Annotated in this window: 24 protein-coding genes; 18 read left to right on the top strand and 6 right to left on the bottom strand. The window is 65.3% G+C overall.

Features of this window, described 5'->3' with window-relative positions:
* Positions 1–17: 17 nt before the first annotated feature.
* Together gap and pyk are read left to right on the top strand one after the other, a co-directional pair.
* A complete protein-coding gene (gap, locus tag KU884_RS13405) occupies positions 18–1028 on the top strand; it encodes a type I glyceraldehyde-3-phosphate dehydrogenase (RefSeq protein ID WP_167783087.1) in 1011 nt (336 codons plus the stop codon).
* 13 nt (positions 1029–1041) lie between these two features.
* Entirely contained in the window at positions 1042–2475 is a 1434-nt protein-coding gene (gene pyk, locus KU884_RS13400) for a pyruvate kinase (RefSeq protein WP_167783086.1), read from the top strand.
* Positions 2476–2583: 108 nt separating this feature from the next.
* Here pyk and KU884_RS13395 read toward each other — a convergent pair whose 3' ends face one another.
* Positions 2584–3018: a hypothetical protein gene (locus tag KU884_RS13395; protein ID WP_167783085.1), complete on the bottom strand. Its 435-nt coding sequence runs from the start codon at positions 3016–3018 to the stop codon at positions 2584–2586.
* A complete protein-coding gene (locus KU884_RS13390; protein ID WP_167783084.1) occupies positions 3015–4040 on the bottom strand; it encodes a DUF3179 domain-containing protein in 1026 nt (341 codons plus the stop codon). The genes KU884_RS13395 and KU884_RS13390 overlap by 4 nt, the downstream gene beginning before the upstream one ends.
* A gap of 158 nt (positions 4041–4198) precedes the next feature.
* Between KU884_RS13390 and KU884_RS13385 the strand changes: the two genes are divergently transcribed.
* From KU884_RS13385 to KU884_RS13355, 7 genes are all read left to right on the top strand, one after another.
* Complete coding sequence (locus KU884_RS13385; RefSeq protein ID WP_167783083.1) at positions 4199–4759, top strand: carboxymuconolactone decarboxylase family protein; 561 nt, start codon at positions 4199–4201, stop codon at positions 4757–4759.
* A 175-nt stretch (positions 4760–4934) separates the two neighbouring features.
* Positions 4935–5585, top strand: a complete 651-nt coding sequence (locus KU884_RS13380; RefSeq protein WP_167783082.1) for a DUF3047 domain-containing protein — start codon at positions 4935–4937, stop codon at positions 5583–5585.
* Between the two features lie 96 nt (positions 5586–5681).
* A complete protein-coding gene (locus KU884_RS13375; protein ID WP_167783081.1) occupies positions 5682–6413 on the top strand; it encodes a TVP38/TMEM64 family protein in 732 nt (243 codons plus the stop codon).
* The gene (locus KU884_RS13370) at positions 6403–7827 is read left to right on the top strand and encodes an NAD(P)/FAD-dependent oxidoreductase (RefSeq protein WP_167783080.1); all 1425 of its coding nucleotides are present in this window, start codon (positions 6403–6405) and stop codon (positions 7825–7827) included. Before KU884_RS13375 ends, KU884_RS13370 begins: the two co-directional genes overlap by 11 nt.
* 41 nt (positions 7828–7868) lie before the next feature.
* Entirely contained in the window at positions 7869–9512 is a 1644-nt protein-coding gene (locus KU884_RS13365) for an MASE1 domain-containing protein (protein ID WP_167783079.1), read from the top strand.
* Entirely contained in the window at positions 9509–10129 is a 621-nt protein-coding gene (locus KU884_RS13360) for a response regulator transcription factor (protein ID WP_167783078.1), read from the top strand. Before KU884_RS13365 ends, KU884_RS13360 begins: the two co-directional genes overlap by 4 nt.
* A gap of 195 nt (positions 10130–10324) precedes the next feature.
* Positions 10325–10909 carry a DinB family protein gene (locus KU884_RS13355; RefSeq protein WP_167783077.1) on the top strand — a complete coding sequence of 195 codons (585 nt, stop codon included), beginning with the start codon at positions 10325–10327 and terminating at the stop codon, positions 10907–10909.
* Between the two features lie 94 nt (positions 10910–11003).
* Here the strand turns inward: KU884_RS13355 and KU884_RS13350 are convergent, their stop codons facing one another.
* Both KU884_RS13350 and KU884_RS13345 read right to left on the bottom strand, forming a co-directional pair.
* Positions 11004–11936, bottom strand: coding sequence for a sulfurtransferase (locus KU884_RS13350; RefSeq protein ID WP_167783076.1), 933 nt, complete (start codon positions 11934–11936; stop codon positions 11004–11006).
* Positions 11937–12168: 232 nt separating this feature from the next.
* Positions 12169–14631 carry a tubulin--tyrosine ligase family protein gene (locus KU884_RS13345; protein WP_167783075.1) on the bottom strand — a complete coding sequence of 821 codons (2463 nt, stop codon included), beginning with the start codon at positions 14629–14631 and terminating at the stop codon, positions 12169–12171.
* 178 nt (positions 14632–14809) lie between these two features.
* Here KU884_RS13345 and KU884_RS13340 point away from each other — a divergent pair, with 178 nt between their 5' ends.
* Together KU884_RS13340 and KU884_RS13335 are read left to right on the top strand one after the other, a co-directional pair.
* Positions 14810–15058 carry a hypothetical protein gene (locus KU884_RS13340; RefSeq protein ID WP_167783074.1) on the top strand — a complete coding sequence of 83 codons (249 nt, stop codon included), beginning with the start codon at positions 14810–14812 and terminating at the stop codon, positions 15056–15058.
* A 482-nt stretch (positions 15059–15540) separates the two neighbouring features.
* A complete protein-coding gene (locus tag KU884_RS13335) occupies positions 15541–15870 on the top strand; it encodes a thioredoxin family protein (protein ID WP_167783073.1) in 330 nt (109 codons plus the stop codon).
* A gap of 10 nt (positions 15871–15880) precedes the next feature.
* On the opposite strand, the gene KU884_RS13330 is transcribed toward KU884_RS13335, so the two are convergent.
* Positions 15881–16240, bottom strand: a complete 360-nt coding sequence (locus KU884_RS13330) for a hypothetical protein (RefSeq protein WP_167783072.1) — start codon at positions 16238–16240, stop codon at positions 15881–15883.
* A 183-nt stretch (positions 16241–16423) separates the two neighbouring features.
* Here KU884_RS13330 and KU884_RS13325 point away from each other — a divergent pair, with 183 nt between their 5' ends.
* Positions 16424–17764: a nucleoside recognition domain-containing protein gene (locus KU884_RS13325; RefSeq protein ID WP_167783071.1), complete on the top strand. Its 1341-nt coding sequence runs from the start codon at positions 16424–16426 to the stop codon at positions 17762–17764.
* Here KU884_RS13325 and KU884_RS13320 read toward each other — a convergent pair.
* Positions 17753–18382: an SH3 domain-containing protein gene (locus KU884_RS13320; RefSeq protein ID WP_167783070.1), complete on the bottom strand. Its 630-nt coding sequence runs from the start codon at positions 18380–18382 to the stop codon at positions 17753–17755. The two genes, KU884_RS13325 and KU884_RS13320, sit on opposite strands and share 12 nt — an antisense overlap.
* Before the next feature lie 93 nt (positions 18383–18475).
* Between KU884_RS13320 and KU884_RS13315 the strand changes: the two genes are divergently transcribed.
* From KU884_RS13315 to sufU, 6 genes are all read left to right on the top strand, one after another.
* Positions 18476–18940 (top strand): SUF system Fe-S cluster assembly regulator, encoded by a 465-nt coding sequence (locus tag KU884_RS13315; protein ID WP_167783069.1) that lies wholly within the window; start codon positions 18476–18478, stop codon positions 18938–18940.
* 13 nt (positions 18941–18953) lie between these two features.
* The gene (gene sufB, locus KU884_RS13310; protein WP_167783068.1) at positions 18954–20423 is read left to right on the top strand and encodes a Fe-S cluster assembly protein SufB; all 1470 of its coding nucleotides are present in this window, start codon (positions 18954–18956) and stop codon (positions 20421–20423) included.
* Positions 20424–20510: 87 nt separating this feature from the next.
* A complete protein-coding gene (gene sufC, locus KU884_RS13305; RefSeq protein ID WP_217351505.1) occupies positions 20511–21263 on the top strand; it encodes a Fe-S cluster assembly ATPase SufC in 753 nt (250 codons plus the stop codon).
* Between the two features lie 23 nt (positions 21264–21286).
* Positions 21287–22618, top strand: a complete 1332-nt coding sequence (gene sufD / locus KU884_RS13300; protein ID WP_167783066.1) for a Fe-S cluster assembly protein SufD — start codon at positions 21287–21289, stop codon at positions 22616–22618.
* Entirely contained in the window at positions 22615–23868 is a 1254-nt protein-coding gene (locus KU884_RS13295) for a cysteine desulfurase (protein WP_305793262.1), read from the top strand. The genes sufD and KU884_RS13295 overlap by 4 nt, the downstream gene beginning before the upstream one ends.
* On the top strand, positions 23869–24324 hold the full coding sequence (sufU, locus tag KU884_RS13290) for a Fe-S cluster assembly sulfur transfer protein SufU (RefSeq protein ID WP_167783065.1): 456 nt from the start codon (positions 23869–23871) through the stop codon (positions 24322–24324).
* Positions 24325–24358 lie beyond the last annotated feature (34 nt).

Below are 24358 nucleotides of genomic sequence, written 5' to 3'. Positions count from 1 at the left end.
AGGAGAGCAAAGGAGCCATGACCTATCGAGTTGCCATCAACGGTTACGGCCGTATCGGCCGCAACGTCCTGCGTGCGCTCTACGAAGAGCAGCGCCACGAGAACATTGCCATCGTTGCCATCAACGATCTCGGCGACGCGCAGATGAACGCCCACCTGACCCGGCACGACACGGTGCACGGACCGTTCCGGGGCGAGGTCCGGGTGGATGGCGACGACATGCTGGTCAACGGCGATCGCATTCGCGTGCTCGCCGAGCGCGACCCGGCCCGACTGCCCTGGGGCGAGCTCGGCGTGGACGCGGTGCTGGAGTGCACCGGGCTGTTTACCAGCAAGGCCAAGGCGGCTGCCCACCTGGAGGCCGGCGCCCGCAAGGTCGTCATCTCCGCCCCCGGTGGCAGCGATGTGGACGCCACCATCGTATACGGGGTCAACCACGACACCCTGACGGCGGACCATCAGGTGATCTCCAACGCCTCCTGCACCACCAACTGCCTCGCGCCCCTGGTCAAACCGCTGCACGAGCACATCGGGGTGCAACACGGCCTGATGACCACCATTCACTCCTACACCAACGACCAGGTGTTGAACGACGTCTACCACAAGGACCCGCGCCGGGCGCGCTCGGCCACCCAGTCCATGATCCCCACCAGCACCGGTGCCGCCGCGGCGGTGGGCCTGGTGTTGCCGGAACTCGACGGCAAGCTGGATGGTTTCGCGGTGCGCGTGCCGACACAGAACGTCTCCATGGTGGACCTGAGCTTCGTGGCGCAACGCGCGACGTCCGTCGACGAGGTCACGAACGTGCTGCGGGAGGCCGCTGGCGGTCCGCTGAAGGGCATTCTCGCGGTCAACGACGAGCCGCTGGTATCGATGGACTTCAACCACGACGCGGTCTCGTCGACCTACGACCCGTTCATGACCCGCGTCGCCGAGGGCACCCTGGTGAAGGTGTGCGCCTGGTACGACAACGAGTGGGGGTTCTCCAACCGCATGCTCGATACCACCCGCGCCCTGCTGGATGCCTAGAGGAGCCCCCGCCATGCCCCGCCGAACCAAGATCGTTGCCACCCTGGGGCCGGCCACCGATGCCCCCGATGTGCTGGAGCAGATCATCCGTGCCGGCGTCGATGTGGTCCGGCTGAACTACTCCCACGGCGAGGCCGCCGATCACCAGGCGCGGGCGCAGGCCCTGCGCGAGGCCGCCGGACGCGTCGGCCGCGACGTGGGCGTGCTCGCCGACCTGCAGGGGCCGAAGATCCGCATCGACCGCTTCCGCGACGGGGCGGTGACGCTGGAGGAGGGGGATTCCTTCTGTCTGGACGCCGCACTGGATCCGGCCGCGGGTGACCGGCAACAGGTGGGCGTGGCCTACAAGCATCTGCCCGATGATGTCGGGCCCGGAGACCTGCTGTTGTTGAACGACGGCCTGATCACCATGCGGGTCGAGCGGGTTCAGGGCTCACGGGTGCACTGCCGCGTGGAACTCGGTGGTGAGCTGTCCAACAACAAGGGAATCAATCGCCAGGGGGGTGGTCTCTCCGCCGACGCGCTCACGGACAAGGACCGCCAGGACCTGCGCGCGGCGGCCGCGCTGGGCGTGGACTACATCGCCGTGTCGTTCCCCCGCTCGGCGGCAGACATCGAGCTGGCGCGCTCGCTGCTCAAGGAGGTCGGCTCCGACGCCGGCATCATCGCCAAGATCGAGCGCGCCGAGGCGGTGGCCGCCATCGACGAGATCACTCTGGCCTCCGACGCGGTGATGGTCGCCCGCGGTGATCTGGCCGTGGAGATCGGCGACGCCGAGCTTCCCGGGGTGCAGAAGCACATCATCGCCACCGCGCTGCGCCTCAACCGCTCGGTGATCACCGCCACGCAGATGATGGAGTCCATGATCGAGCAGCCCATGCCCACCCGGGCCGAGGTGCTGGATGTGGCCAATGCCGTCATGGACGGCACCGATGCGGTGATGCTCTCCGCGGAGACCGCCGCCGGCAAGTACCCGGTGCGCACCGTGGAGGCCATGGCGCGGGTGTGCGTCGGCGCCGAGGCACAGGTGACCACCCAGCGCTCCACCCACCGCATGGACTCGGTCTTCGAGGGCATCGACGAGGCCATTGCCATGGCCACCATGTACACCGCCAATCACCTGCACGCCGATGCCATCATTGCGCTCACGGAATCCGGTGCCACCACCCTGTGGATGTCGCGTATCAGCTCCGGGATTCCCATCTACGCGCTGACCCGCCACGAGCGCACCCGCGGCCGGGTGACGCTGTACCGCGACGTCTACCCGGTCGCCTTCGACATCATGCACACCGACCCCAACCACGTCATTGCCGATGCGCTGGAGACCATGCGCACCAGCGGCGCCGTGAAGGATGGCGATACCGTGATTGTCACCAAGGGGGACTTCACCGGGATTGCCGGTAGCACCAACACCATGCGCATCCTGCGGGTGGGCGAGGGACCATGAATCACACCCCTGCGCGTCGCGTGGGGGAGAAGGGCGCCAGGAACCGGGGTGCACCCAGGCGGCGTTGCCACATCCGCGAAGCGACCAGGGCGAGGATCGACAGCGGAATCAGGTAGCCGAAGACGGCGGCCAGTACGCCCAGGCCGGGCATGCCGAGAAGAAGCAGCAGGCTTGCGCGCAGCAGGCGGAACCGGCCAGCAGTGCCGGCACGGCGCTGCTGGCGCTGCCCGCACTGGAGAGCCCGCAGGCTCGAGGCTCCCGCCACAGGGTCATGGCACCGTGGAGGTTCACCGTGAGTAGCGCCCCCAGGATCACTGCCAGCAGCAGGTTCAGGGGACTGAACAGGATGACCCACCAGCCCGCTTCCGCCAGGGCAATGCCTTCGAACAGGAATGGCGAGCGCATGGTGGTCATGCGCTCGAGGCTGGCGGCGCCGGTCTGCATGAACCAGCCGGCACTCCTGTCGAAGGTCAGGTCACCGACTCCCATCAGGTAGATGGCGCCGTAGAGCGCACCGATGCCGGCAGCCATCCAGCGTGTCATTGGCCGTCAATCACCCTGGTGTCCGGGTAGAACGCCGCCCAGGCGAACCACATGGCCTCGAAGCCGTTGACCGGTTCCAGATCATCCAGATCACCGTGCTCCGGACCCGCGGGGCCGAACGTGACGTCCTGCGGGGCAGCGACGGTTTCGTCGCCGCGGAACACCCAGGCGGTTCCCAGGCCCTCGTCGTGGAGCACCAGGTAATGGTGGTCCCCGTGCTCGAGGGTCAGTGCACCCTCGTCCGCAAGGTGATCCGTGTCCACGGCGACGGCGCCCGCGCTGGTGCGGAAGCCGAACACCTCGTGTTTCTGCGGGTAGCGTTCATTCTCGTTCTGGACCGGGAAAATCCGGTCGCTCTCCGGCTCGTAATAGCCCGAAAGCGGGTTGTAGTTGCCGTACGGGTCGTGGCGGTAGTTGCGGACGTAGCCGGTGTCGGTGGTCAGGACTTCCGTCTCCGGATGCCGTTCCCGCCACTGTTTCCACGTGGTCCAGATGACGCGGAACTCCTCCAGTCCGTGCCCCTCGTGCTCGCCATTGATGGCGGCACCGAGGATTTGTGGCCAGAAGCTCTCCGTATCCCGGTCGAACATGATGAGATTGCTGTTCACCAGCCGGCCGGAGACGCCGAGCTCCTTCTCGCCGCGCTTAAACCCCAGGGCGGTGCCGGTGAGGGGGCAGTACGTCACGGCCACGTTGTCCCCGCCGATGGTGTCATTGACGATCTCGTGCCAGACCAGGATGCGCTGGGGGTAGGCGCGCGCTTCGCCATTGCGGTAGACGCCGATGACGCGATCCTCCGGTTCCAGGTATTCGTCTCCGCGGTCGGCGGACCAGAACGCCGGTTCGTCGATGGAGGGGATCCCGTCCATCCCCGGACCGCCGGAACGCATGTCGTCGGTATACGCCGAGGGCTCCAGTGGCATGAGGATCGGATCGGTCACCGGCAGCCGTGTATCGCCAAGAGCAAGTGCTGGAACCGCCAGCGCCGCCGACGACAATACGGTGAGTACGTGCGTGCGCATCGTGTTCGCCCCCTGAAATGCTTTGGCCTTCAATCACACGCCAGCGCGGGCAAAGGGACAATAAGGACTTTCACGGATTCCCGGCGAGCGCCAGGCGTTGCATGGGGATTTTTTAGAGCCTATTGTGAACCGATCATTCCTAAACGCGAGGAGGTCCCATGGGTGCCCCGTACCGTACCGATCTGGAACTGAAGACTGCCGATAACGCCGAGGGCGACGCGGCCAGGGTTCTGCAGGAGACCAAGCAGGGACTGGGCTTCGTCCCGAACATGTACGGCGCCATGGCGAATGCGCCCGGTGTGCTGACCACCTATCAACACGGCTACGCCTATTTGCGGCAGAACTCAGGGTTCACGCCGCAGCAGCAGGAAGTGGTGTTCCTCACCATCAGCGTGGCCAATGGCTGTGGCTACTGCCGCTCCGCGCACGGCACGATTGCCGACAACATGTCCAAGGTGCCGAAGGAAGTCACCGATGCCATCCTTGACGGCAAGCCGGCACCGGACGAGACGCTGGCAGCCTTGCAGCGATTCGTCCAAGTCATGTTCGACACCCGCGGCAAGCCGGAGCCCTCCGACGTGGAAACCTTCAAGGCGGCCGGGTTCAGCGAGCGCCACGTCATGGAGGTGATCCTGGCGCTGGCGGTGAAAACGCTGAGCAACTACACCAACCACATTTTCCACACGCCCGTGGATGACGCCTTCGCTGGCCGTAGCTGAGCGGCCAGAGGCGCGCGCGAATTATTCGGCGTTTCCCTAGCCCCATCCCGGTCGGCGTCGCTCGGCGCCGACCGGCTTCCGTCCTGCCGCGACTTTCGGTTTTCACTGATGTGCTGCGCCGGCGTATAACCGTTACATTGTTTCGACATTCTCCCTCCTGGACGGAGTTCCGCCCATGAATTTGCCCGTTTGGTCGACACGCATCGCGGGGTTTGCCGCGTTTCTGACCGCGACCGCCTCCATGGCCGGTGAAGTCGTTTACACGCCGGCGGACATCATCGACTGGGAGCCGCATTCATTCGAGGGCGAAACGCGTTACGAACTGGTGGAGGTGGATGGCCGGGAGGCCGTTCATGCCCAGTGCACCGACGGTACTGCGTCGGGGCTGTTCCTCGAGGAAACCATCGATCTGGACAAGACCCCGGTGGTTGAATGGACTTGGCGGGTTGATGAGACGTTCAGTGGCATCGACGAGACCGTCAGGGCGGGAGATGACTATCCCGCGCGTCTGTACGCCGTCGACGAGCACCGCGTTCTCCGCTGGCGAACCCGTGCACTTAACTATGTCTGGGCCAGTGAGATGGCGAAAGGGGCCGACTGGGAGAACGCCTACGCGTCCCAGGCGCGCATGATTGCCATGCAGTCCGGGCCGCCGGAGGAGAGCGGCCAATGGGTCACCGAGCGGCGCAATCTTCGCGAAGACTTCAAGACCTTCCACGATCGCGATCTGGATGAGATCGACGCCCTGGCGATCATGACGGATTGCGACGATGTCGGTGAGCCCATTGAGGCGTGGTACGGGGAAATCCGTCTGCTTGCCGAGTAGGCGCTACGGCAGATCCGGCTACGGGAAGTACGAATGTCACGGTGTGGCGTTTGCGGGCACACTGGCAGCGTATTTCATCGAACAGGAAGGTTGCGAATGGCGGGACAAGGCAAACTCATCATGCGCATTGCGCTCGGGCTGGGCGTCCTGGTGCTCCTGGTCCTGGGGTATCAGTTCCGCGGTGAACTCAACCCGGAGCTCCTGCAGCAGCGCCTGGATGACCTGGGCATGCTGGCTCCGTTCGCCTTCATGGCGGCCTATGCGGTTGCAACGGTGGCTTTCCTGCCCGGCCTGGTCTTTACCATTGCCGGTGGCGTGCTCTTCGGGCCCGTTTTCGGCACCGTCTACAGCCTCCTGGGGGCAACGGTCGGTGCGATGCTGGCGTTCCTGGTGGCACGCTATGCCGCCTCGGATCTGGTGGCTGCCTACACCGGCGGGCGGCTGAAGAAACTGATCGTCGGCGTGGAGCGCGAGGGCTGGCGGTTCGTGGCGTTCACGCGGCTGGTGCCGATCTTCCCGTTCAACCTGCTCAACTACGCGCTGGGCCTGACCCGTATCGGATTCATGCCCTACGCCGTTGCGACCTTCATCTGCATGGCCCCTGGCGCCTTCGCCTATACCTGGATCGGGCATGCGGGTGCCGAAACGGTGGCCGGCGGGCGCAGCGGCATCAACGCCATCCTCATCGCGCTGGGGCTGCTGGCAGCAGTGATCTTCCTGCCACGACTGGTCAAGCGCTTCAAGCATGATCCCACGCTGGACGTCGAGGCAGCGGACGACTCGGCGCCGGTAACAGCGACCGCGGGTGAGAAAAACAATGACGGATAAGTTCGATCTGGTGGTGATCGGTGGGGGTGTCGGCGGTCTGGTGACGTCCAGTGTTGCAGCGCAACTCGGGCTGAAGGTGGCGCTCATCGAGCGTGATGACAACCTCGGCGGTGATTGCCTGCACTACGGCTGTGTGCCCAGCAAGACGCTGATCCGCTCCGCAGAGGTGGCGCACCTGGCCGGGGAGGCAAAACGGTACGGCGTCGATGCGTCCTCTGGCGCCACCGATCTCGGCAAAGTCATGGATCGCGTCGCCGAGGTCGTCGCGGGGATTCAGAAACATGATGATCCGGACCGTTTCCGCTCCTACGGCGTGGACGTCATCTTCGGCGAAGGGCGCTTTGTCGATGCCCATACGGTGGCCGTGGGTGACCGGCGGCTGTACGGCCGCCGCATCCTGATTGCCACGGGCTCGCGCCCCGCCGTGCCGCCGGTGCCCGGCCTCGCCGAGGCGGATTACTGGACCAACGAGACCGTCTTCCAGCAGCGCGAGCTGCCGGAGCGGCTCGCCGTGCTGGGTGGTGGGCCCATCGGCCTGGAGCTGGCGCAATCGTTCTCCCGCCTGGGTAGCCAGGTCGCCGTGATCGAAATGGCGGATCGCATTCTGCCGCGGGAAGATCCGGAAATCACCGCTGAGCTGGCGCGTCTGCTGGCCGACGAAGGCCTGGATATCCGTACTGGAACCGCGGTGACCGCGGTGGAAGGGCACGATGGTGGCTACCGCTTGACCTGTCGTCGTGGTGACGCGGACCAGCACCTCGATGTGCACCGTATTCTCGTCGCCGCCGGGCGTCAGCCGAACACCGATACGCTCGCCCTGGAAAACGCCGGGATCGAGGTGGACAAGAGCGGCATCACGGTGGACGCGCGTATGCGCACCAGCGTCAAGCACATCTTTGCCGTGGGCGATGTCTGCGGCCCCTACCCGTTCACCCACGTGGCCGAGTACCAGGCCGGGGTGGTGATCGCCAATGTGGTGTTCAAGCTGCCCAAGCGTGCCAACTATCGGGTGATGCCGTGGGTCACGTACACCGCACCTGAGCTTGCGCATGTGGGCATGACCGAGGAGGCCGCCCGAGCCGCGGGGCATCAGGTCGAGGTCGCGCGCTTTCGCTTCAGTGATGTGGACCGCGCTCTGGCCGAGGGTTCTACCGGTGGCCTGTTGAAGCTGGTGGTGCACAGGAAGCGTATTCTCGGGGCGACCGTGCTCGGTCCGCACGGCGGTGAGCTCATCCATGAACTGGTGCTGGCCATGCAGGCCGGCGTCAAGATCGGCCACCTATCCGGGGCGGTGCATGCCTACCCGACGCTGGCGCAGATCCACCGACGGGCCGTGAATACGCTGTACGCCGACAAGCTTTATTCGCCGGGAACCCGGCGTCTCGTCGGCTGGCTGCATCGTCTGTTGCCATAATGGCGATGACGCCTGACGTCAGCGCACAACGGGGGCGAGCCATGGCTGAAGTGGCGACTGCACGTTCTACGCTTCGATCTCCCGGCTTCTCGCTGGTGGGGCATGTACTGACCTTCGCGGTGTATATCCTGCTGGCGCTGTGGGCGGCGGAGTTCACCTTCGACAAGCCGGAGGTCCCGCTGATCTGGCCGGCGACAGGCATCGCTCTGGCTGCCATCTGGCGCTTCGGCTACGGCGTGACGGTCACTGTTTTCATGGCCTCGCTCATCGCCCATCTGGCGCTGGACTTCGTTCTGCTCGACGCAACGCTAATGGGCTTGGGGAATGCCGCGAGTGCAGCGCTGGGCGCATGGCTGCTTGCCCGGCTCGGGTTCCGCGGTGATCTGGGGACCATGGGGGAGCTCTACCGGTTGGCAGGTGTGGGCGTGGGCGTGACGGCGTTGTTCAGCGGGTTCGGTGGTGCCTTGGTGGCCGTCGGCCTGAGCCCCGATCTGGCCAAGGCTGTGCTGCTGTGCTGGCTGGCGGACGCCATGGGGGTCGCCCTGTTTGCCCCGGTGTTTGTCAGTGCCCGCTGGGAGCGCCTTACTGCCGGCCGCTGGCTCGCGGCGGTGGGTGCACTGCTGCTGGTCGCAGCCACCACCCTGGTGATTTACTCGGACCTGGTTTCTGACCAGATAGCCCTGCCGCTCTCCTATGCCGTGTTTCCCATGGTGATGCTGGTGGCTCTGCGGTTTCCGCCGTGGATGGCAGCCGGGGCGGTAATGGTTACCAGTCTGGTGGCGGTCCACTGCACGGCCATGAACAAGGGCCCGTTCGCCCACGCCGGTATGGGCCCTGATCTACTCTCCCTCCACGCCCAGCTGGCGTTGCTTGCGATGACCGGGCTGTTCCTTGCCGCGTTGCGCCAGGAGCGGCTGGCGGCGGAAGCCAGGTCCCGGGAACACCTGCATACACTCGCCCGAGCTGGCCGGGTCAATGCCATGAGTGCGCTGGCCGCGGGTATCGCCCACGAGATCAACCAGCCTCTGTACGCGGTCAGCAGTTACGCCCAGAGTGCCAATCGGTTACTGCAGCGTGGGGCCGATGCCGGCGAGCTGCAGGCACCACTGGAACGCATCGTCACCACGGCGGATAGGGCATCGGATATCGTCCGGCGAATGCGCGGTTTTCTCGCCGAGGGGGATTCGGAAGCCGAACATGTCGATCTGAACCATCCGATTCGCGAGGCGTGTGATCTGATGCGCCCGGAATTTCGCCGACGCGAAGTGGAATTGCGCCTGGAACTTGCCACCCGTCGCGTTGGCGTCTGTCTTGAAGCGTCGGGAATGCAGCAGGTGGTGGTGAATCTGCTGCAGAATTCTCTGGAGTCCGTTGATGGGGGCGGCAACGCCGCGCGCCGATGGGTTCGGGTGCGCACGGCGGTCACCGGAGACGGCCGTCATGCCTGCCTGTCTGTCATTGATGGTGGCCCGGGGTTGCGTACTCCCGGAGATGAAACCCTGTTCGAGCCCTTCATTACCACCCGTCGTTCAGGGATGGGGCTGGGTTTGTCCATTTCACGCTCGATCGTAGAGGCTGAAGGTGGCCGTATCCTTGCGTCCAATGAGCCCGGTGCAGGTGCCCGTTTCGATATTCTTCTGCCTTTGCACGGTGATGGCGGCGAAGCCGACGGAGGTCGGAAATGAGCGAGGCCGTCTACCTGGTGGACGATGATCCCGACGTGCGGGACGCGATTGTGTTTCTGCTGGAGAACGAGGGGCTGCCGGTGCGGGCTTTCGGCGAACCGCAGCCGCTGCTGGATGAAGTCGACGGCAGCAGCCGGGGCTGCATGGTTCTGGATGTGCGTCTGCCGCAGATGGATGGCCTGCAGTTACTGGAGGCCCTGAGAAACCGCTCCGTGGAGATGCCTGCCATCTTCATTTCGGGTCACGGTGACATTCCCATGGCTGTGCGTGCGGTGCAGGCGGGAGCGCTGGATTTCCTGGAAAAGCCGTTCCGCGACGAGGTGCTATTGGAGAAGGTCAACAATGGCCTCGAACTCGACCGGCACGCCCGTGAAAGTCATTCGGAGCGCCTGGCCGTGGAAAAGCGGCTGGAAGAGCTCACGCCCCGCGAGCGGGAAGTCATGGAGGGGATGCTGCAGGGCAAGCTGAACAAGATCATCGCCTCGGACCTGGATGTCAGCGTGCGTACCGTTGAAGTCCACCGCGCCAACGTGCTGGACAAGCTTCACGCACGTAACAGCTCTGACATGGTGCGGTTGGTGCTGTCCACGGATCGGTATCGTGACTGGTTGTTGTAGTTCCGGATGCAGATCACACACGCTCCCGCTGATGAGCAGACCGAGGCGCCCAATTGTTCCCTGGTTTCTTCGGGTCAATACTTGGAGTGACTGCGTAGAATTACGCATGGGGTGCAATACGGGGGTCGTTATATTGTGTCTGGCATGGCCCGGGAATCGACTTCAGCCGGTGCCTGACCCAACCCAGGGGGAGTGATGTCTGAGCTCGTCGACCGCCTGCTTGCCGAGAACGCCGAGATCCTTCAGGGCCTGACAGGCCTTTTGTTACGTCTCGACGATGATGCCTTCAACTCCGCTGCTGACCCTTGCTACGGCAGCACCATTGGTGAGCAGGTCCGCCATACCATCGAACATGCGGAGGCACTTCTTGCGGCGCCCGGTGGCACGGTTGATTTCCACGCCCGTCAGCGGGATGTCCGGACCGAGACTATGCGCACTCTTGCCATTGAGCGCCTTGATGATGTCATCAACAGCTTCGAGGGGATGCGGCAGCGCGCCGTCGATGACACTCTCATCAGGGTACGACATGTCATCGATTGCTCCCATGGCCTCGAGGACCACTGGCTGGACACAAGCCTCTCGCGCGAACTTGCTTTTTTGCAAAGTCACAGTATCCATCACATGGCGCTTATCGGGGTTATGGCGAGCCTCGCGGGCATCAACGTGCCGGAAGGATTCGGTGTGGCACCTTCAACGCGGCGTTATCTGGGAGCGGAAAAGCAGCGCGAGCGGGAACCCGGGGGAGGCGATCAGGTTGTCCGCGCCGCGAGTAACGTCTAGTCGAGACCCCTGCCAGACATATGCCGTGGGTTGACGATGGCATCGAATTCCGGCCAACCCACGCCCTTTTCAGGCTTCACTGCCTGACCACGAATCAGTTGCCGAACAGGCCCGCGCTCTGCAGTGGGCGGTTTTCGTCCTGCGACCATTCCACCATGGAGCCGTCGTACATGGCGACGTCGTCCTGGCCGGCAATCTCGCTCAGGGCGAACCAGCCCATGGCCGCCCAGTGCCCGGTGTTGCAGAAGGTGATGGTCTGCTGGTCCGCGCTGACACGGGCCTGGTCCATCAGGGCGTCGAGGGTGTCGCGGTCCACCATGAACGCGGAACCTTCCCGGGTCAGCGTCTGCTGTTCGAGATTCACCGCTTCAGGGATGGTGCCGGCGGCCTGCGCCGCGGGGTGCTTCTCCTCGCCCAGGAACTGATTCGCCGGGCGGTTATCCACCAGCTGGATGCCGGCATCCCGGGCGGCGTTCACGTCGTCCGCGTCGGCCAGGAGTTCCGGCCGGAACGCCGGCTCGAAACTGGCCTGGCGCGGCTCGTTCCAGCCGGACTCGGTGGGCTTGCCGGCCTCCACCCAGGCCTTGTGCCCGCCGTTGAGAATGGCGACACGATCGTGGCCCAGGACCTTGAACGTCCAGTACACCCGGGCGGCGCTGCCGAAGTCCGTGGAACCCACGCCCGCCGGGACGATGACCACGTCGGTGTCATTGTCGATACCCAGGGAGCCGATCAACTCCGCCAGCTTGTCCTCCGGCGGGAGTTTCCCGGGTACACCGTCCTCGTCCTGTCGCCAGCCGGCCGTGACGTAGTTGCTGTACACGGCACCAGGGATGTGCGCTTCCTCGAAGGCCTGGCGGTCACCGCCGTCGATGTCGCTGCGGATGTCCACCACGACCAGATCGTCCGCGCCCAGCTCCTGGTCCAGCCAGTCCACGGAGACCAGAGGCTCCATGGAGCGGGCGCCGGCGGCGAGCGGGAGCAGGATCAGCAGCAACAGCGTCGATCTCAGGAGTGTGCGATGCATGGTTGACCCCTCGTGTGCTCGGGAATGATAAGTCCATTATACGGGCCGCATGACGCCGCAACAGGCTGCCGACAAGATCGATTCGACATGACCATAGAACCTGCCGCGCCTTTCCCTCACCCGATCCCCGGCAGCTTTGGGCGTCGGTGGGATGCCGGGCCTGGGTGCGTCATGGAAAGGGCAATCGGAAGAGCCCGTGCCAGCAGCCGGGCAAGCGCGGTCAGCAGGCGGATCATGAGGATTCGGCAATCGCGTTCGTGTCCGCGGTGATCCAGCCCTCGAGGGCTTGCCGGGCGGTTGCCGCATCGGTGACGTCCAGGGTCAGCAGCTCCCATTCATCCAGGCGCTGGCTCAGCCCGTCGAGCTGGCTGCAGGACGGGGGATGGCCGCCGTCACGGTTGAGTACCGGCAGCATGGCGGATAGAACGTCCAGCCGGTCCGCCGGTTGCAGGCTATCGCCGGCGCCCCCGGAGGCACCCGTGCCTGCCACCAGGACCGTGGTTACGGTGTAGCCGGACGCCTCCGGCGACCGCGGCGGAGCCAGCATGTCCACCGTGGCCCCGGCCCGGGTCTGATGAATGTGGCGCGCTCCGTGGTCGGTTGTCGGGGCCGCATGGAGACCGCGTTGCAGCAGCAGCGGCAGCCCGGCGGCGCGGGCCGGATCCCGGTCGGCTCCAAGGTGGATGCCGCCGCTGCAGGGGGCGCTCGCCAGGGCGCCGGCCAGCATTGTCGCCGTACTGCCTGCCAGGGCGGGGTCCCGGCTGGTGACCAGCACCGCGGTACCGGCCCGGCCGGTTGCATCCCTGTCCCCGAGGGGGACCAGCACGCCGTCCAGGGTGAGCGCATCGGCACGGGCCGGCCCCCTCGCCAGCAACAGCTGCCGGAGGACGGGGGCCACCTGCGCCAGACGCAGGCCGTCGGCCTGGATGCCGGCGCCATCGGCCACCGCATAACCGCGTCCGGAGCGAAGCACCGAGAGCGTCTCTTCCGGGGGGGTGTCCGCGGATGCGGCCGGGAATACCGGCGCGACCCGCGCCGCGACAGCCTCGTCGGGCAGCATGATCCGGAACATGCGTTCACCGGCGATCACGCAGAAGGATGAGGGCTGGCCGTCGGTCTGCCCGGATGCGGCGTTGTCCCGCTGGTGGTTGTCCGCGGCTTCGGTCGCGTCGGTCGCGGCGTGCTGCAGCAGCAGGCCGGACACGGCGGAGTCTGCCAGCACATCCCAGACCTGCTGGCGCACGGTCCAGTCGTCCGCGGGCTGCCCGGCCTGCCGCTGGGCCTCGAGAATGCTGTCGGCGATGTCGTCCGCCGCCATGCCGTCGGTGGCCTGCAACCAGATCCACGCCGCCACGTCATTGGGTGTATACAGGGTGCCGTCCCGTTCACCGTAGAGACCGAGGCGGCCCTCGCCAATGATTTCCTGGACCCTATGGGGCCTGACCGAGGGCCGCGGCGCGGTTCCCGTCACTGCGTCCGCCAGCACGAGATCCGCGTGACGTGGCAGGGGAAAGAAGGGCAGGTAGGCCGCGGGATCGGCATTGGGGTAGACGCGTGTGTAGTCGCCGGCGCGGGCCAGTTCTCCCTCGGCGACGGCACGCAGTCGCGCAACCGGGTCGTCGATGCCGTCGGCGTCGGATGTGGTCCCGTTCAGATTCAGCAGATGTACGAGATCGGCGACCAGTCGGCGCTTGGTCTGCTCCTCCACGTCTCCGCCATCCTTCGGGGCGGCACAGACTTCCAGGGAGGGGCTCAGATTGCATTCCAGAATCCACGGGTTCAGATCCGCATCCACCAGGCAGTCGAATCCCAGCAGTTCGTAACATCCGGAGGTATCCGCATCGATCTCCGCCAGGCGGTTGCGCATGCGCTCGCGTACCCCGATGGCCGTCAGCGCCACCATGTCCCGCAGGCGTGCGAAAAGCTTTTCGTCGTCATGGCCGTCATCGCGCAGCCATTGCCGGTAACTGGCCAGGCTGCGGAACACCACCGGCGACTCACTCTCCGTGTTGGTGGCGTTGACGTCCGGGTTGGTCAGGTGGGCGTAAACGTTGTCGAAGTGCTCCGGATCGTAGGGTGCCGACGCCAGCTTGGCCGAGCCCTCTTCGTACAGGTACACCCGCAGGGGCACCACGGAGGTGATCACCGCATACAGCCTGAGGACGTACTTGTGCCCCCACATGGTGTGGGGATTGCCCACGTAGGCCTGGACCATGGAGGCGTTGTCCAGCGGCGCCAGCGCCACGTCCTCCAGGACGGAGATCCCCTTGCCGCGTGCCGCATTCTTCGGTTTCAGAATCCAGTGTGCCGCGGGGTTGTCCCGGGCCGCCTCTTGGAGGGCGTGATACTCGGTGGGCATGGAGTAGACTTTCGGGAAGAAGCGAAGCCGGCGGGCGGCCTCGCTGTCATGCCCCTCCTGGGCCGCAATGCGCTCATGCATTTCCGCGAGCGTGCGATAGAGGTTGCTCTTGATGGTGAGCCCGTTGTTGCCCGGAATATGGTTGATGGTCCGGGTGGCATCGAGTTGCCGGAAGGCGGATTTGTCCGGCATGCCGGTGTACCAGCAGGTATCCCAGTCATCGGCGTCGCCCTCGGTCCACAGCGCCCGGTCCAGGGCTTCAAGAAAGAAGCGGTCCTGGGCCGCCTCGCGCTTGCCGCCAAGCCAGTATTTCTGCTTCCGCGTCTGCGACACCATGGTCCGGCTCCCCCCTTGTCCCGGGCTGCGTTACGGTGAACGTACCACTTTACGCCTGCCTCTCATGTACGTTGAATCCCGTATATCGTTGCCGCGGATACTCATCAATACTCTAATGACGCCGTCTTTGCGGCGTGCGACGGTACGATGTGCCGTGATGCAACCGAAGGAGGAGTGAATGTCACAGTCAAAAGACAGTCGTCAGACCTTGAAGGGAACCCTCGCCCGCGGGCTGATCTATTCTGCGCCGCTGATGCTTGTTGCCGCGTATGGCGCAGGCCAGGCGGTGGCCAGCGAGACCAGCCCCGCCGAACTCGGTGCTGCGGACGTCGAGCAGACGGACCAGATCGTCGTCGCTGAAGCCGAGGGTGAAGGCGCAGGCGAGGGTGAAGGCGAGGGCGAGGGAGAAGCCGAAGGCGAAGCCTGATCGCCGACGCACCGCACATCTCCCCGGGCATCCCGGGGAGATGTTATTCCTGCAGTGTCAAGGAAGCGCCCTGCGGGGCTGAGCAGCGCTTCCTCAACGGCTCTCAGCCTCCCCTTCGGCCTTCACCCTCGGCTTCGGCCATGTAATGGCCGCGGCCAGCGCCGGTGGCATCGCCGAGTATGGCGTGCACCGAGGCGACGCCGGCGAAACGGCCACGATCAGTGGCGCTGAGTACGCCAAACCTTTCGCCAGGGTTCTGGCCAGTTCACGGCGCTTGCTGTCTTCGCTGCCCATGGGACACCTCTTGGAGAGGACTGCACGCAGTTCGGAGGCGTCATGCTTGTACGGTTTCCAGGGAAATGTGACTGCCCTGGTGACACATTGACCGCAACTATTGCGGTTGCGCCGGAACAGCGCTGTCAGGAGGGATTCAGGGTTTCCTCGGGCTCGCGGTGCTGAGCATCCCGGCAATCTGGTTGGGCATGGAATGGGGTTCCAGGGAGGCGCGTGCGGACATCAGCGTGATTGGCGACGGGAAGCCGGTGATCGTGCAGGTTCACGACCACGGTTGTCCGACGTGTCGTCGCCTGCTGAGCAACGTGGAGAGCGCCTATCCGGAATTCAGCGATCGCATGGATTTCCGCGTTGTCGATATTGACTCAAGTGAAGGCAGACGGTTTGCGCGGGAACACGACGTCTCGCACGTGACCCTGGTGCTGTTCGACGGCTCCGGCGAGGTTCATCGGATTCTGGAGGGCGTGCGTTCCACCGACGAACTCCGTCGCGCGTTCCGGTCATTGGGTGAGGCGTAGGACACTAGGCCTACATCCCCACCATGTCCCGGAAGGTCTCCTCGTCCAACAGCAGGCTGCCATGGCCGTCCACTTCGTAGCAGGTCAGGGTGACACCCGGACCCGCGGCGCGTGACGCGGGGGCCACATCGGCGACAATGATGCGGAAGCCGATGCCGTCATGGCTGCCTTCCTCGACGCTGGAGGCGTCCTCGTCCAGGACCAGGTCCGTATCGTAGCTCCCCTCCAGGGCGACGTCCGGGCGATCCCGGTGAGTGTCGACGCAGCTGGCGTAAGGCTCCGGCATGCGGTTGAAACTGGCGAGGATGACGAAGATGAGCGCCGTGATCACAGCGGCGGCGAAGACGATAAAGCCCGTCACGCGGGTCATGCGTGAACCTCCATAGGGATGAGTGCGGCGCGATAGCATGGCGCGAGAGCCGGCACAGGTCCACCCCCGGTGTCATCGCCGTCGGAATGCCTGCTTGACGCGGTGCCACCGTAGCGCTGACCCTTCATCGCTTGACGCCGATGGGGCCGGCCAGGCCCGCCGCCACGGAGGCCGAGTGGGCCCATGAATGTCGTTTTCCTGTTGATCGTGCTGGTGGCGTTCGTCACTGCCGCGTGGCATCAGATCAACCGTTCGCCGGACGACCCCGACGACCCCGAGACCACCACGCCCATGGCCGAGCTCTCCGAGGCGGTGGTGGAATCCGCCGGTGGTGCGGTGGAGCTGGCCATCGGCCTGATCGGTGTGATGACGCTGTTCCTGGGGCTGATGAAAGTGGCCGAGGCCGGCGGCATGCTCACCGTGCTCGCCCGCCTGATCCGGCCGCTGATGACGCGCCTGTTCCCGGATGTGCCCCCGGACCACCCGGCCATGGGCGCCATGATACTGAACATGTCGGCCAATGCCCTGGGCCTGGGTAACGCCGCGACGCCTTTCGGCATCCGCGCCATGCAGGAGCTGGACAAGCTCAACCCGCACAAGGGCACCGCCACCAACAGCATGGCGCTGTTCCTGGCCATCAACACCTCCAGCATCACGCTACTGCCCACCGGCGTCATCGCCCTGCGGGCGGCGTCCGGGTCCGTTGAACCTGCCGCCATCCTGCCGTCGACGCTGTTCGCCACCGCCTGTGCCACCGTGGCCGCCGTCATTGCCGCCAAGACTTACCAGCGCCTGAGCGCCGTGCCGGCACCGGATCCTGTGCCCCACGCAATCCGGGGCGCGGAGGAGGTGACAGCGGACGCCGCGGCGGAGGAACAGGAGCAGGAGCCCGCCATGGCCGAGGCGGCCGAGGCATCGCAGACGGGCTACCCGGTGTGGGTGTCCTACCTGTTCCTGGCTGGCCTGCTGAGCTTGATCCCGCTGAGCATCGTCTACGGGCGGGTGATCGCGCCCTGGATCATCCCGGGCCTGATCGTGTTCTTTCTGCTCTACGGGGTGATCCGCGGGGTCCGTATCTACGAGGTCTTCGTGGAAGGGGCCAAGGAGGGGTTCCAGGTGGCGGTGCGTATCATTCCCTACCTGGTGGCCATCCTCGTGGCAGTGGGCATGCTCCGGGCCAGCGGCGCCATGGAGGCCATGGTGCACTGGATCGGCGGCTTCACCGCGCAGTTCGGTCTGCCGGCGGAGGCCCTGCCCATGGCGCTGCTGCGGCCGCTGTCCGGGTCCGGGGCCTACGGTGTCATGGCATCCATCATCAATGATCCGGCGGTGGGGCCCGACAGCTACACCGGCATGCTTGTGACCACCCTGCAGGGTTCCACGGAGACCACCTTCTATGTCATCGCGGTGTACTTCGGGGCGGTGCAGATTCGCCGGATCCGCCATACCCTGGCGGCGGCGCTGACGGCGGACGTGGTGGCGGTGATCGCTGCGGTGGCGGTGTGCCTGTGGTTATTCGCCTGAGCCGCCGATGACGTGATCGCCGCGGAGGTCGCTGCGGATGTAGCGGTGCTCCCCGGTGTTGGGGTCCCGCACGATAACGGTCACCGGAACACCGGAGTTGTCCGCTGTGGACCACAGACGCAGCAGGCTGTGCAGGTGGCTTTCGCGGGTGTCGGCGTCCAGTTCGAGAAAGCCGTCCTGGGCATCCACCCGCAGGACGCCGTATTCCAGATGCACAGGTTCACGGAAATACACGGGCACACCGAACTGGTTGCCGGGATCCTGGGGGTCGAACAGGCTGGTAAAATTGTCGAAGTTCGGTGCCGGGGCCGCCTCGCCGGGTTCCGCGGTGATCTGCTCCAGCAGCCGCTCATGGACCCACGCCGAGCGGCCGTCGGCGTCGATGGCGACTTTCAGCCAGTCGCCCTCGCGGCGCAGTTCCATGACCACGTCGCCGCGGCCGCGCTGGGTGTATATGCCGTGATCCGTGCCGGGGCCCGTACGCAGGTTGGTGGAATACTGCCGGACTTCCCAGAAGTCTCCGGGGGTGGCGAGGGCGGTGCCCCCGGGGAGCGCCAGCAGGGCGATTGCCGCCATCAGCACGCCCGGGTGAGCAGTGATCCACAACCGTTCGCGCACGCCGTTGACTCTCCCCTTTGCACCCCGGTCTCGGCCCGGGTGATAATGAATGTGTACCAAAAAGGTCCTGTTTAGTGTAGACTGAGTCTAACCATGATACGGATCAACCGCGAAACGGATTATGCAACCGCCATCCTCGGGCTCATGGCCACCGAGCGCGAGGATCGGTTCAGCGCGGCCTGGCTTGCCGAGCAGCGCGGTCTGCCGCAGGCCATCGTCAGCAAGATCCTGAAGCAGCTGGTGCGCTCCGAAGTGCTCGCGTCGCACCGCGGCTCCAGGGGCGGGTACAGTCTGGCACGGCCGGCGGAGGAAATCTCCCTGGCCGATGTGCTGCGGGCCATCGAAGGGCCCATCGCGCTCACCGACTGTATCGAGGGCGGTGGTGCTGCATGCCAGTACAGTCCGTACTGCGAAGTGAGCAGTAACTGGGCGCGCATCAATGAAGCCTTCTACCAGGCGCTGGAAGGCGTGAGCATCAAGGACATGAGTCAACCGCTGCCGCCGGAGCATCCCAGCCTCCGCGGCATCGACATACGGGTCAAAACGGCAGTCAGCTGAGCGGAGCGTGTCAATGTCTGCAAGCAATGAAACCATCGAGCAGGTTACCAAGAAGGGCTACGAGTACGGCTTCGTTACCGACATCGAGCAGGAGTACGCCCCGCCGGGTCTGAACGAAGACATCGTCCGCTTCATCTCCGCCAAGAAGGAGGAGCCGGAGTGGATGCTGGAGTGGCGGCTGGAGGCCTACCGCGGTTGGCTGGAGATGGAGCATCCCAACTGGCAGAAGGTGCGCTTCCCGCCCATCGACTTCCAGGCCATCTCCTATTACGCGGCGCCCAAGGCGAAGCCCCAGAGCCTGGATGAGGTGGATCCGAAGCTGCTCGAGACCTACGAGAAGCTCGGTATTCCCATGCACGAGCGCGAGGCGCTTCTGGGTGTCGAGCGCCCCGAGGGCGAGAAGCCGGAGGTGGCGGTGGACGCCGTCTTCGACTCCGTGTCCGTCGGTACCACCTACCAGAAGAAGCTCAAGGAGCAGGGCATCATCTTCTGCTCCATGTCGGAGGCCATCCATGATCACCCGGAGCTGGTGCAGAAGTACCTGGGTACCGTGGTGCCGCGCAAGGACAACTTCTTCGCCGCGCTGAACTCGGCGGTGTTCTCCGATGGTTCGTTCGTGTACATCCCCAAGGGCGTGAAGTGCCCCATGGAGCTGTCCACGTACTTCCGCATCAACGCCAACCACACCGGGCAGTTCGAGCGCACGCTGATCATCGCCGAAGAGGGCGCGTCGGTCTCCTACCTGGAAGGCTGTACCGCACCCATGCGTGACGAGAACCAGCTGCATGCCGCGGTGGTGGAGCTGGTTGCCCTGGATGACGCCGACATCAAGTACTCCACGGTGCAGAACTGGTATCCGGGGGACGAGAACGGCGTCGGCGGCATCTACAACTTCGTGACCAAGCGCGGGCTGTGTGCCGGCAAGCGCTCGAAGATCGCCTGGACGCAGGTGGAGACCGGCTCGGCCATCACCTGGAAGTACCCGAGCTGCGTGCTCAAGGGCGACGACTCCGTGGGCGAGTTCTACTCCGTGGCGGTGACCCGGAACCGGCAGCAGGCCGATACCGGCACCAAGATGATCCACATGGGCAAGAACACCCGCAGCACCATCGTCGCCAAGGGCATCTCCGCCGGCGAAGCGGATCAGACCTACCGCGGCCTGGTGCGGGTGGCGCCTACGGCGGTGGATGCGCGCAACTACTCCCAGTGCGACTCGATGCTCATCGGCGACCAGTGCGGGGCCCACACCATCCCGTACATCGACATTCAGCATCCGGGCGCCCAGGTGGAGCACGAGGCCACCACCTCCAAGATCAGCGAAGAGCAGATGTTCTACTGCCAGCAGCGCGGCATCGGTGCCGAGGAAGCGGTATCGCTGATCGTCAACGGCTTCTGCAAGGATGTCTTCCGTACGCTGCCCATGGAGTTCGCCGTGGAGGCGCAGAAGCTGCTGGAGGTCACGCTGGAAGACAGCGTCGGCTGATCCGGCAACACGAATCGAACCGGCCCGGCGCCCGGAGGTGTCGGGCCCGACTGGATACAACAGGAATCTGGAGTCTGGACAATGGCATTGCTTGAGATTCGCAACCTGCACGCCGAGATCGAAGGCGAGGAAATCCTCAAGGGCATCAATCTGACCCTGGAAGTGGGGCAGGTGCACGCCATCATGGGGCCCAATGGCTCCGGCAAGAGCACCCTGGCGAAGGTCATCGCCGGTGACGCCGCCTACGAGGTCACCCAGGGTGAAGTCCTGCTGGACGGCAAGGACGTGCTGGAGATGGAACCGGAGGAGCGGGCCCGCGAGGGGCTGTTCCTGGGGTTCCAGTACCCGGTGGAGATCCCGGGTGTCTCCAACACCTACTTCCTGCGCGCCGCGGCCAATGCCGTGCGCAAGCACCGCGGCGAGCCGGAAGTGGATGCTGCACAGTTCCTGCGCCACGTGCGTGAGCGCATGGAACTGGTGCAGATGGATGAAGCGCTGCTCAAGCGTCCCGTGAACTCCGGTTTCTCCGGCGGTGAGAAGAAGCGCAACGAGATCTTCCAGATGGCGGTGCTGGAACCGCGCCTGGCGATCCTGGACGAGACCGACTCCGGCCTGGACATCGATGCGCTGCGCACTGTTTCCCACGGGGTCAACGCCCTGCGATCCCAGGAGCGCGGGTTTCTGTTGATCACCCACTATCAGCGCCTGTTGAATCACATCGTGCCAGACACTGTGCACGTGATGGTGGACGGCCGCATCGTCAAGTCGGGTGGCAAGGAGCTTGCCGAGGAGCTGGAAGAGTCCGGTTACGCGCTGTTTGAAGAAGATAGCGCGGCTTGAGCCCACGCCGACCAACGGGGTACATGATGGAAGCTGTAGCAGAGCAGAGCAGTGTCTACCTGCAGGATTTCCAGGCCCGCGATCGCTCGGCGGAGCCGGCCTGGTGGGCAACGCGCCGTGAAGCGGCCATGCAGCGGTTCGAGGCGGCCGGTTTCCCCGGGCGCAAGGTAGAAGCCTGGAAGCAGACGCGCCTGGGCAACGTCACCCAGGACCACTTCCGGCCAGCCCAGTCGCCAGGCACCCTCAGCAGTGAGGCCGCCGCCAATCTTGCGGTGGTGGAAGATGCCGTGCGCATTGTCATGGTGGACGGTGTGCTGGACACCGGGCGGTCTGAGTTGGAGCGGCTTCCCGACGGTGTGCGCGTGCGCACCCTGGCCGCGGCCCTGGAAGAAGAAGGCGGCGTCGCCGAGCAGCATCTGGCGCGCCACGCGGACGCGGAGCCGCATCCCTTCCTGGCACTGAACACCGCGTTTGCGACTCAGGGCGTGGTGATTGAAGTGGTCAGCGGTGCTGCCCCTGAGCAGCCTTTGGAGCTGGTCAGCGTCATGACGGCGGAGTCCACCGGCGTAGCGGCCTGGCCGCGAGTGCTCATCCACGCCGCCACCAGCTCCGAGTTCACTGTCGTGCAGCGGCACGAGGGCAGCGACGGCGCTGCCTACCTGACCGCCCCGGTGACCGAGGTGGTGGCCGACGCCAACAGCGTGGTCAACCTGTTCCATTACGCCAGCGAGGGCGACAAGGGCTCGCACCTGGGGGTGATCCACACCACTCTCGATCGCGATTCGCAGCTGCACGCTCATGCAGTGCATGCAGGCGGGCAGCGGTTGCGGACGGACTTCTACGTCAACCTGGACGGTCCGGGCGCCAACGCCACCCTCAATGGCCTGTACCTGGTGCGCCACGGCCAGTTCTCGGACATCCACACCTGGGTGCGCCACAACGCCGATCACTGCACCAGCGACCAGCTGGTCAAGGGGGTTCTGGAGGGCAAGTCGGAATCCGTGTTCGACGGCCTGATCCAGGTGGCCAAGGGCGCGCAGAAGACCGATGCGGGCCAGGAGAACCGCAACCTGCTGCTCAGCCCCAAGGGCATTGCCCACTCCAACCCGCGGCTGGAGATCTATGCCGACGACGTCAAGTGTGGCCATGGGTCCACCGTGGGTCAGCTGGATGAGCACGCGGTGTTCTACATGCGCACCCGCGGCGTCTCCGACGAAGAGGCCCGGGGCGTGCTAACCTTCGCGTTCGCCAACGAAATGCTGGACAACATGGCGCTGCCGTCGCTGCAGGCGTATGAGCGGGAGGCGTTGCTGTCGCTGCTGCCCGGTGAGGAGGCGGTGAGGAAACTGTTATGAGTCAGCTCGACCCGGTGGTGAATATGGCGTCGGCGCTGGACGTGGAGGCCATCCGCGCCCAGTTCCCGATTCTGCACCAGGAGATCAACGGCAAGCCGCTGGTCTATCTGGACAACGGCGCCACGGCGCAGAAGCCCGACGTGGTGATCGACGCCGAGAGCAACTGCTATCGCCGTTATTACGCCAACATCCACCGGGGCGTCCATGAGCTCTCGCAACGCTCCACCACCGCCTTCGAGGCGGTGCGTGGCACGGTGAAACGGTTCCTCAATGCCCCCTCGGAAGACGAGGTGGTATTCACCCGCGGCACCACCGAGGGCATCAACCTGGTGGCCAACAGCTTCCTGCGTCCGCGGCTCAAGGCCGGCGACGAGATCCTGATCACCGGCATGGAGCACCACTCCAACATCGTGCCGTGGCAACTGCTCTGCGATGCCACGGGCGCGAAGCTGGTGGTGGTGCCGTTCTCCGACGCTGGCGAACTGGACCTGGACGATGTGGCGTCACGCATCAACGAGCGCACCAGGCTGGTCAGCGTGATCCACGTCTCCAATGCCCTGGGTACCATCAACCCGGTGGGAGAGATCGTGGAACTGGCCCACGCCCGGGATGTGCCCGTGCTGGTGGACGGTGCCCAGTCGGCGCCCCACATGCCGGTGGACGTGCAGGCCCTGGGCTGCGATTTCTTCGTCTTCTCCGGGCACAAGACCTATGGTCCCAGCGGCGTCGGGGTGCTGTGGGGTCGGTACGATCTGCTGGCTGCCATGCCGCCTTGGCACGGCGGCGGTGACATGATCAAGACCGTCACCTTCGAGCGCTCGGAGTTCGCCGAACCGCCGCAGCGGTTCGAGGCGGGCACGCCGAACATCGCCGGCGTCATCGGCATGGGTGCCGGCATCGAGTGGCTGATGGGGCTGGGGCTGGACAAGGTCGCAGCCCACGAGGCGGATCTGCTCGCCTATGCCCACGAGCAGGTGAGTGTCATGGAGGGCGTGCGGATCATCGGCAACGCCCGGCGCAAGGCGGCGGCGTTGTCCTTCGTCATGGACGAGGCACATCCCCATGATATCGGCACCATCCTGGACAATGACGGGGTGGCCATCCGTTCGGGGCACCACTGCGCTCAGCCGGTGATGCAGCGCTATGGCGTTCCGGCCACCGCGCGGGCGTCTTTCGGCGTCTACAACACCCGGGCGGAGGTGGATCAGCTGGTGGCCTCCATCGACAAGGTCCGGCGACTGTTCGCCTGAATGGCCGACGATCTCTTCCAGCTTTACCAGGACGTGGTTCTGGAACACAACCGCAACCCGCGGAACTACGTGGCCGTGGACCCGGCGACCCATCGCGGCCACGGCTACAATCCCCTGTGCGGCGACAGCATCGAACTGACCCTGGACGTGCGCGACGGGTTCATCCATGCCATCGGCTTCCAGGGCGAGAGCTGCGCCATTGCCACCGCGTCGGCATCTCTCCTGACCGAAACGCTTCAGGGCCGCCCCGTGGACGAGGCCAAAGCGATTGCCGCCCGGTTCGGTGCGGTGATGAACGGTCAGGACGAGGATGATCTCCCCGCGGGGCTGGAACCGCTCCGTGGCGTGCGCCGGTTTCCCTCCCGGGTCAAGTGTGCGCGGCTTGCCTGGGCGTCGCTGGAGGCGGCACTGGCCGGCGACGGCGAGGACGGCGCGGCCAGCACTGAGGTCGAGTAGCCTGCCGGAATCGGCCGGAGGCGCGCGAGTTGCG

The sequence above is a fragment of the Aquisalimonas sp. 2447 genome, assembly GCF_012044895.1.
In the GTDB taxonomy this organism is placed as follows: domain Bacteria; phylum Pseudomonadota; class Gammaproteobacteria; order Nitrococcales; family Aquisalimonadaceae; genus Aquisalimonas.
Note: the sequence above shows the minus strand (reverse complement) of the source record. Positions and strands in the feature narration are given on the sequence as shown.

Coding starts and splice junctions, on each gene's coding strand:
- sufB (WP_167783068.1), top strand. CDS start 18,954: ATGTCTGCAAGCAATGAAACCATCGAGCAGGTTACCAAGAAGGGCTAC.
- KU884_RS13330 (WP_167783072.1), bottom strand. CDS start 16,240: ATGACCCGCGTGACGGGCTTTATCGTCTTCGCCGCCGCTGTGATCACG.
- KU884_RS13350 (WP_167783076.1), bottom strand. CDS start 11,936: ATGCATCGCACACTCCTGAGATCGACGCTGTTGCTGCTGATCCTGCTC.
- KU884_RS13365 (WP_167783079.1), top strand. CDS start 7,869: ATGGCTGAAGTGGCGACTGCACGTTCTACGCTTCGATCTCCCGGCTTC.
- pyk (WP_167783086.1), top strand. CDS start 1,042: ATGCCCCGCCGAACCAAGATCGTTGCCACCCTGGGGCCGGCCACCGAT.
- KU884_RS13325 (WP_167783071.1), top strand. CDS start 16,424: ATGAATGTCGTTTTCCTGTTGATCGTGCTGGTGGCGTTCGTCACTGCC.
- KU884_RS13375 (WP_167783081.1), top strand. CDS start 5,682: ATGGCGGGACAAGGCAAACTCATCATGCGCATTGCGCTCGGGCTGGGC.
- KU884_RS13335 (WP_167783073.1), top strand. CDS start 15,541: ATGGAATGGGGTTCCAGGGAGGCGCGTGCGGACATCAGCGTGATTGGC.
- KU884_RS13315 (WP_167783069.1), top strand. CDS start 18,476: ATGATACGGATCAACCGCGAAACGGATTATGCAACCGCCATCCTCGGG.
- gap (WP_167783087.1), top strand. CDS start 18: ATGACCTATCGAGTTGCCATCAACGGTTACGGCCGTATCGGCCGCAAC.
- KU884_RS13370 (WP_167783080.1), top strand. CDS start 6,403: ATGACGGATAAGTTCGATCTGGTGGTGATCGGTGGGGGTGTCGGCGGT.
- KU884_RS13295 (WP_305793262.1), top strand. CDS start 22,615: ATGAGTCAGCTCGACCCGGTGGTGAATATGGCGTCGGCGCTGGACGTG.
- KU884_RS13395 (WP_167783085.1), bottom strand. CDS start 3,018: ATGACACGCTGGATGGCTGCCGGCATCGGTGCGCTCTACGGCGCCATC.
- sufD (WP_167783066.1), top strand. CDS start 21,287: ATGATGGAAGCTGTAGCAGAGCAGAGCAGTGTCTACCTGCAGGATTTC.
- KU884_RS13385 (WP_167783083.1), top strand. CDS start 4,199: ATGGGTGCCCCGTACCGTACCGATCTGGAACTGAAGACTGCCGATAAC.
- KU884_RS13360 (WP_167783078.1), top strand. CDS start 9,509: ATGAGCGAGGCCGTCTACCTGGTGGACGATGATCCCGACGTGCGGGAC.
- KU884_RS13390 (WP_167783084.1), bottom strand. CDS start 4,040: ATGCGCACGCACGTACTCACCGTATTGTCGTCGGCGGCGCTGGCGGTT.
- KU884_RS13355 (WP_167783077.1), top strand. CDS start 10,325: ATGTCTGAGCTCGTCGACCGCCTGCTTGCCGAGAACGCCGAGATCCTT.
- sufU (WP_167783065.1), top strand. CDS start 23,869: ATGGCCGACGATCTCTTCCAGCTTTACCAGGACGTGGTTCTGGAACAC.
- KU884_RS13345 (WP_167783075.1), bottom strand. CDS start 14,631: ATGGTGTCGCAGACGCGGAAGCAGAAATACTGGCTTGGCGGCAAGCGC.
- KU884_RS13340 (WP_167783074.1), top strand. CDS start 14,810: ATGTCACAGTCAAAAGACAGTCGTCAGACCTTGAAGGGAACCCTCGCC.
- KU884_RS13380 (WP_167783082.1), top strand. CDS start 4,935: ATGAATTTGCCCGTTTGGTCGACACGCATCGCGGGGTTTGCCGCGTTT.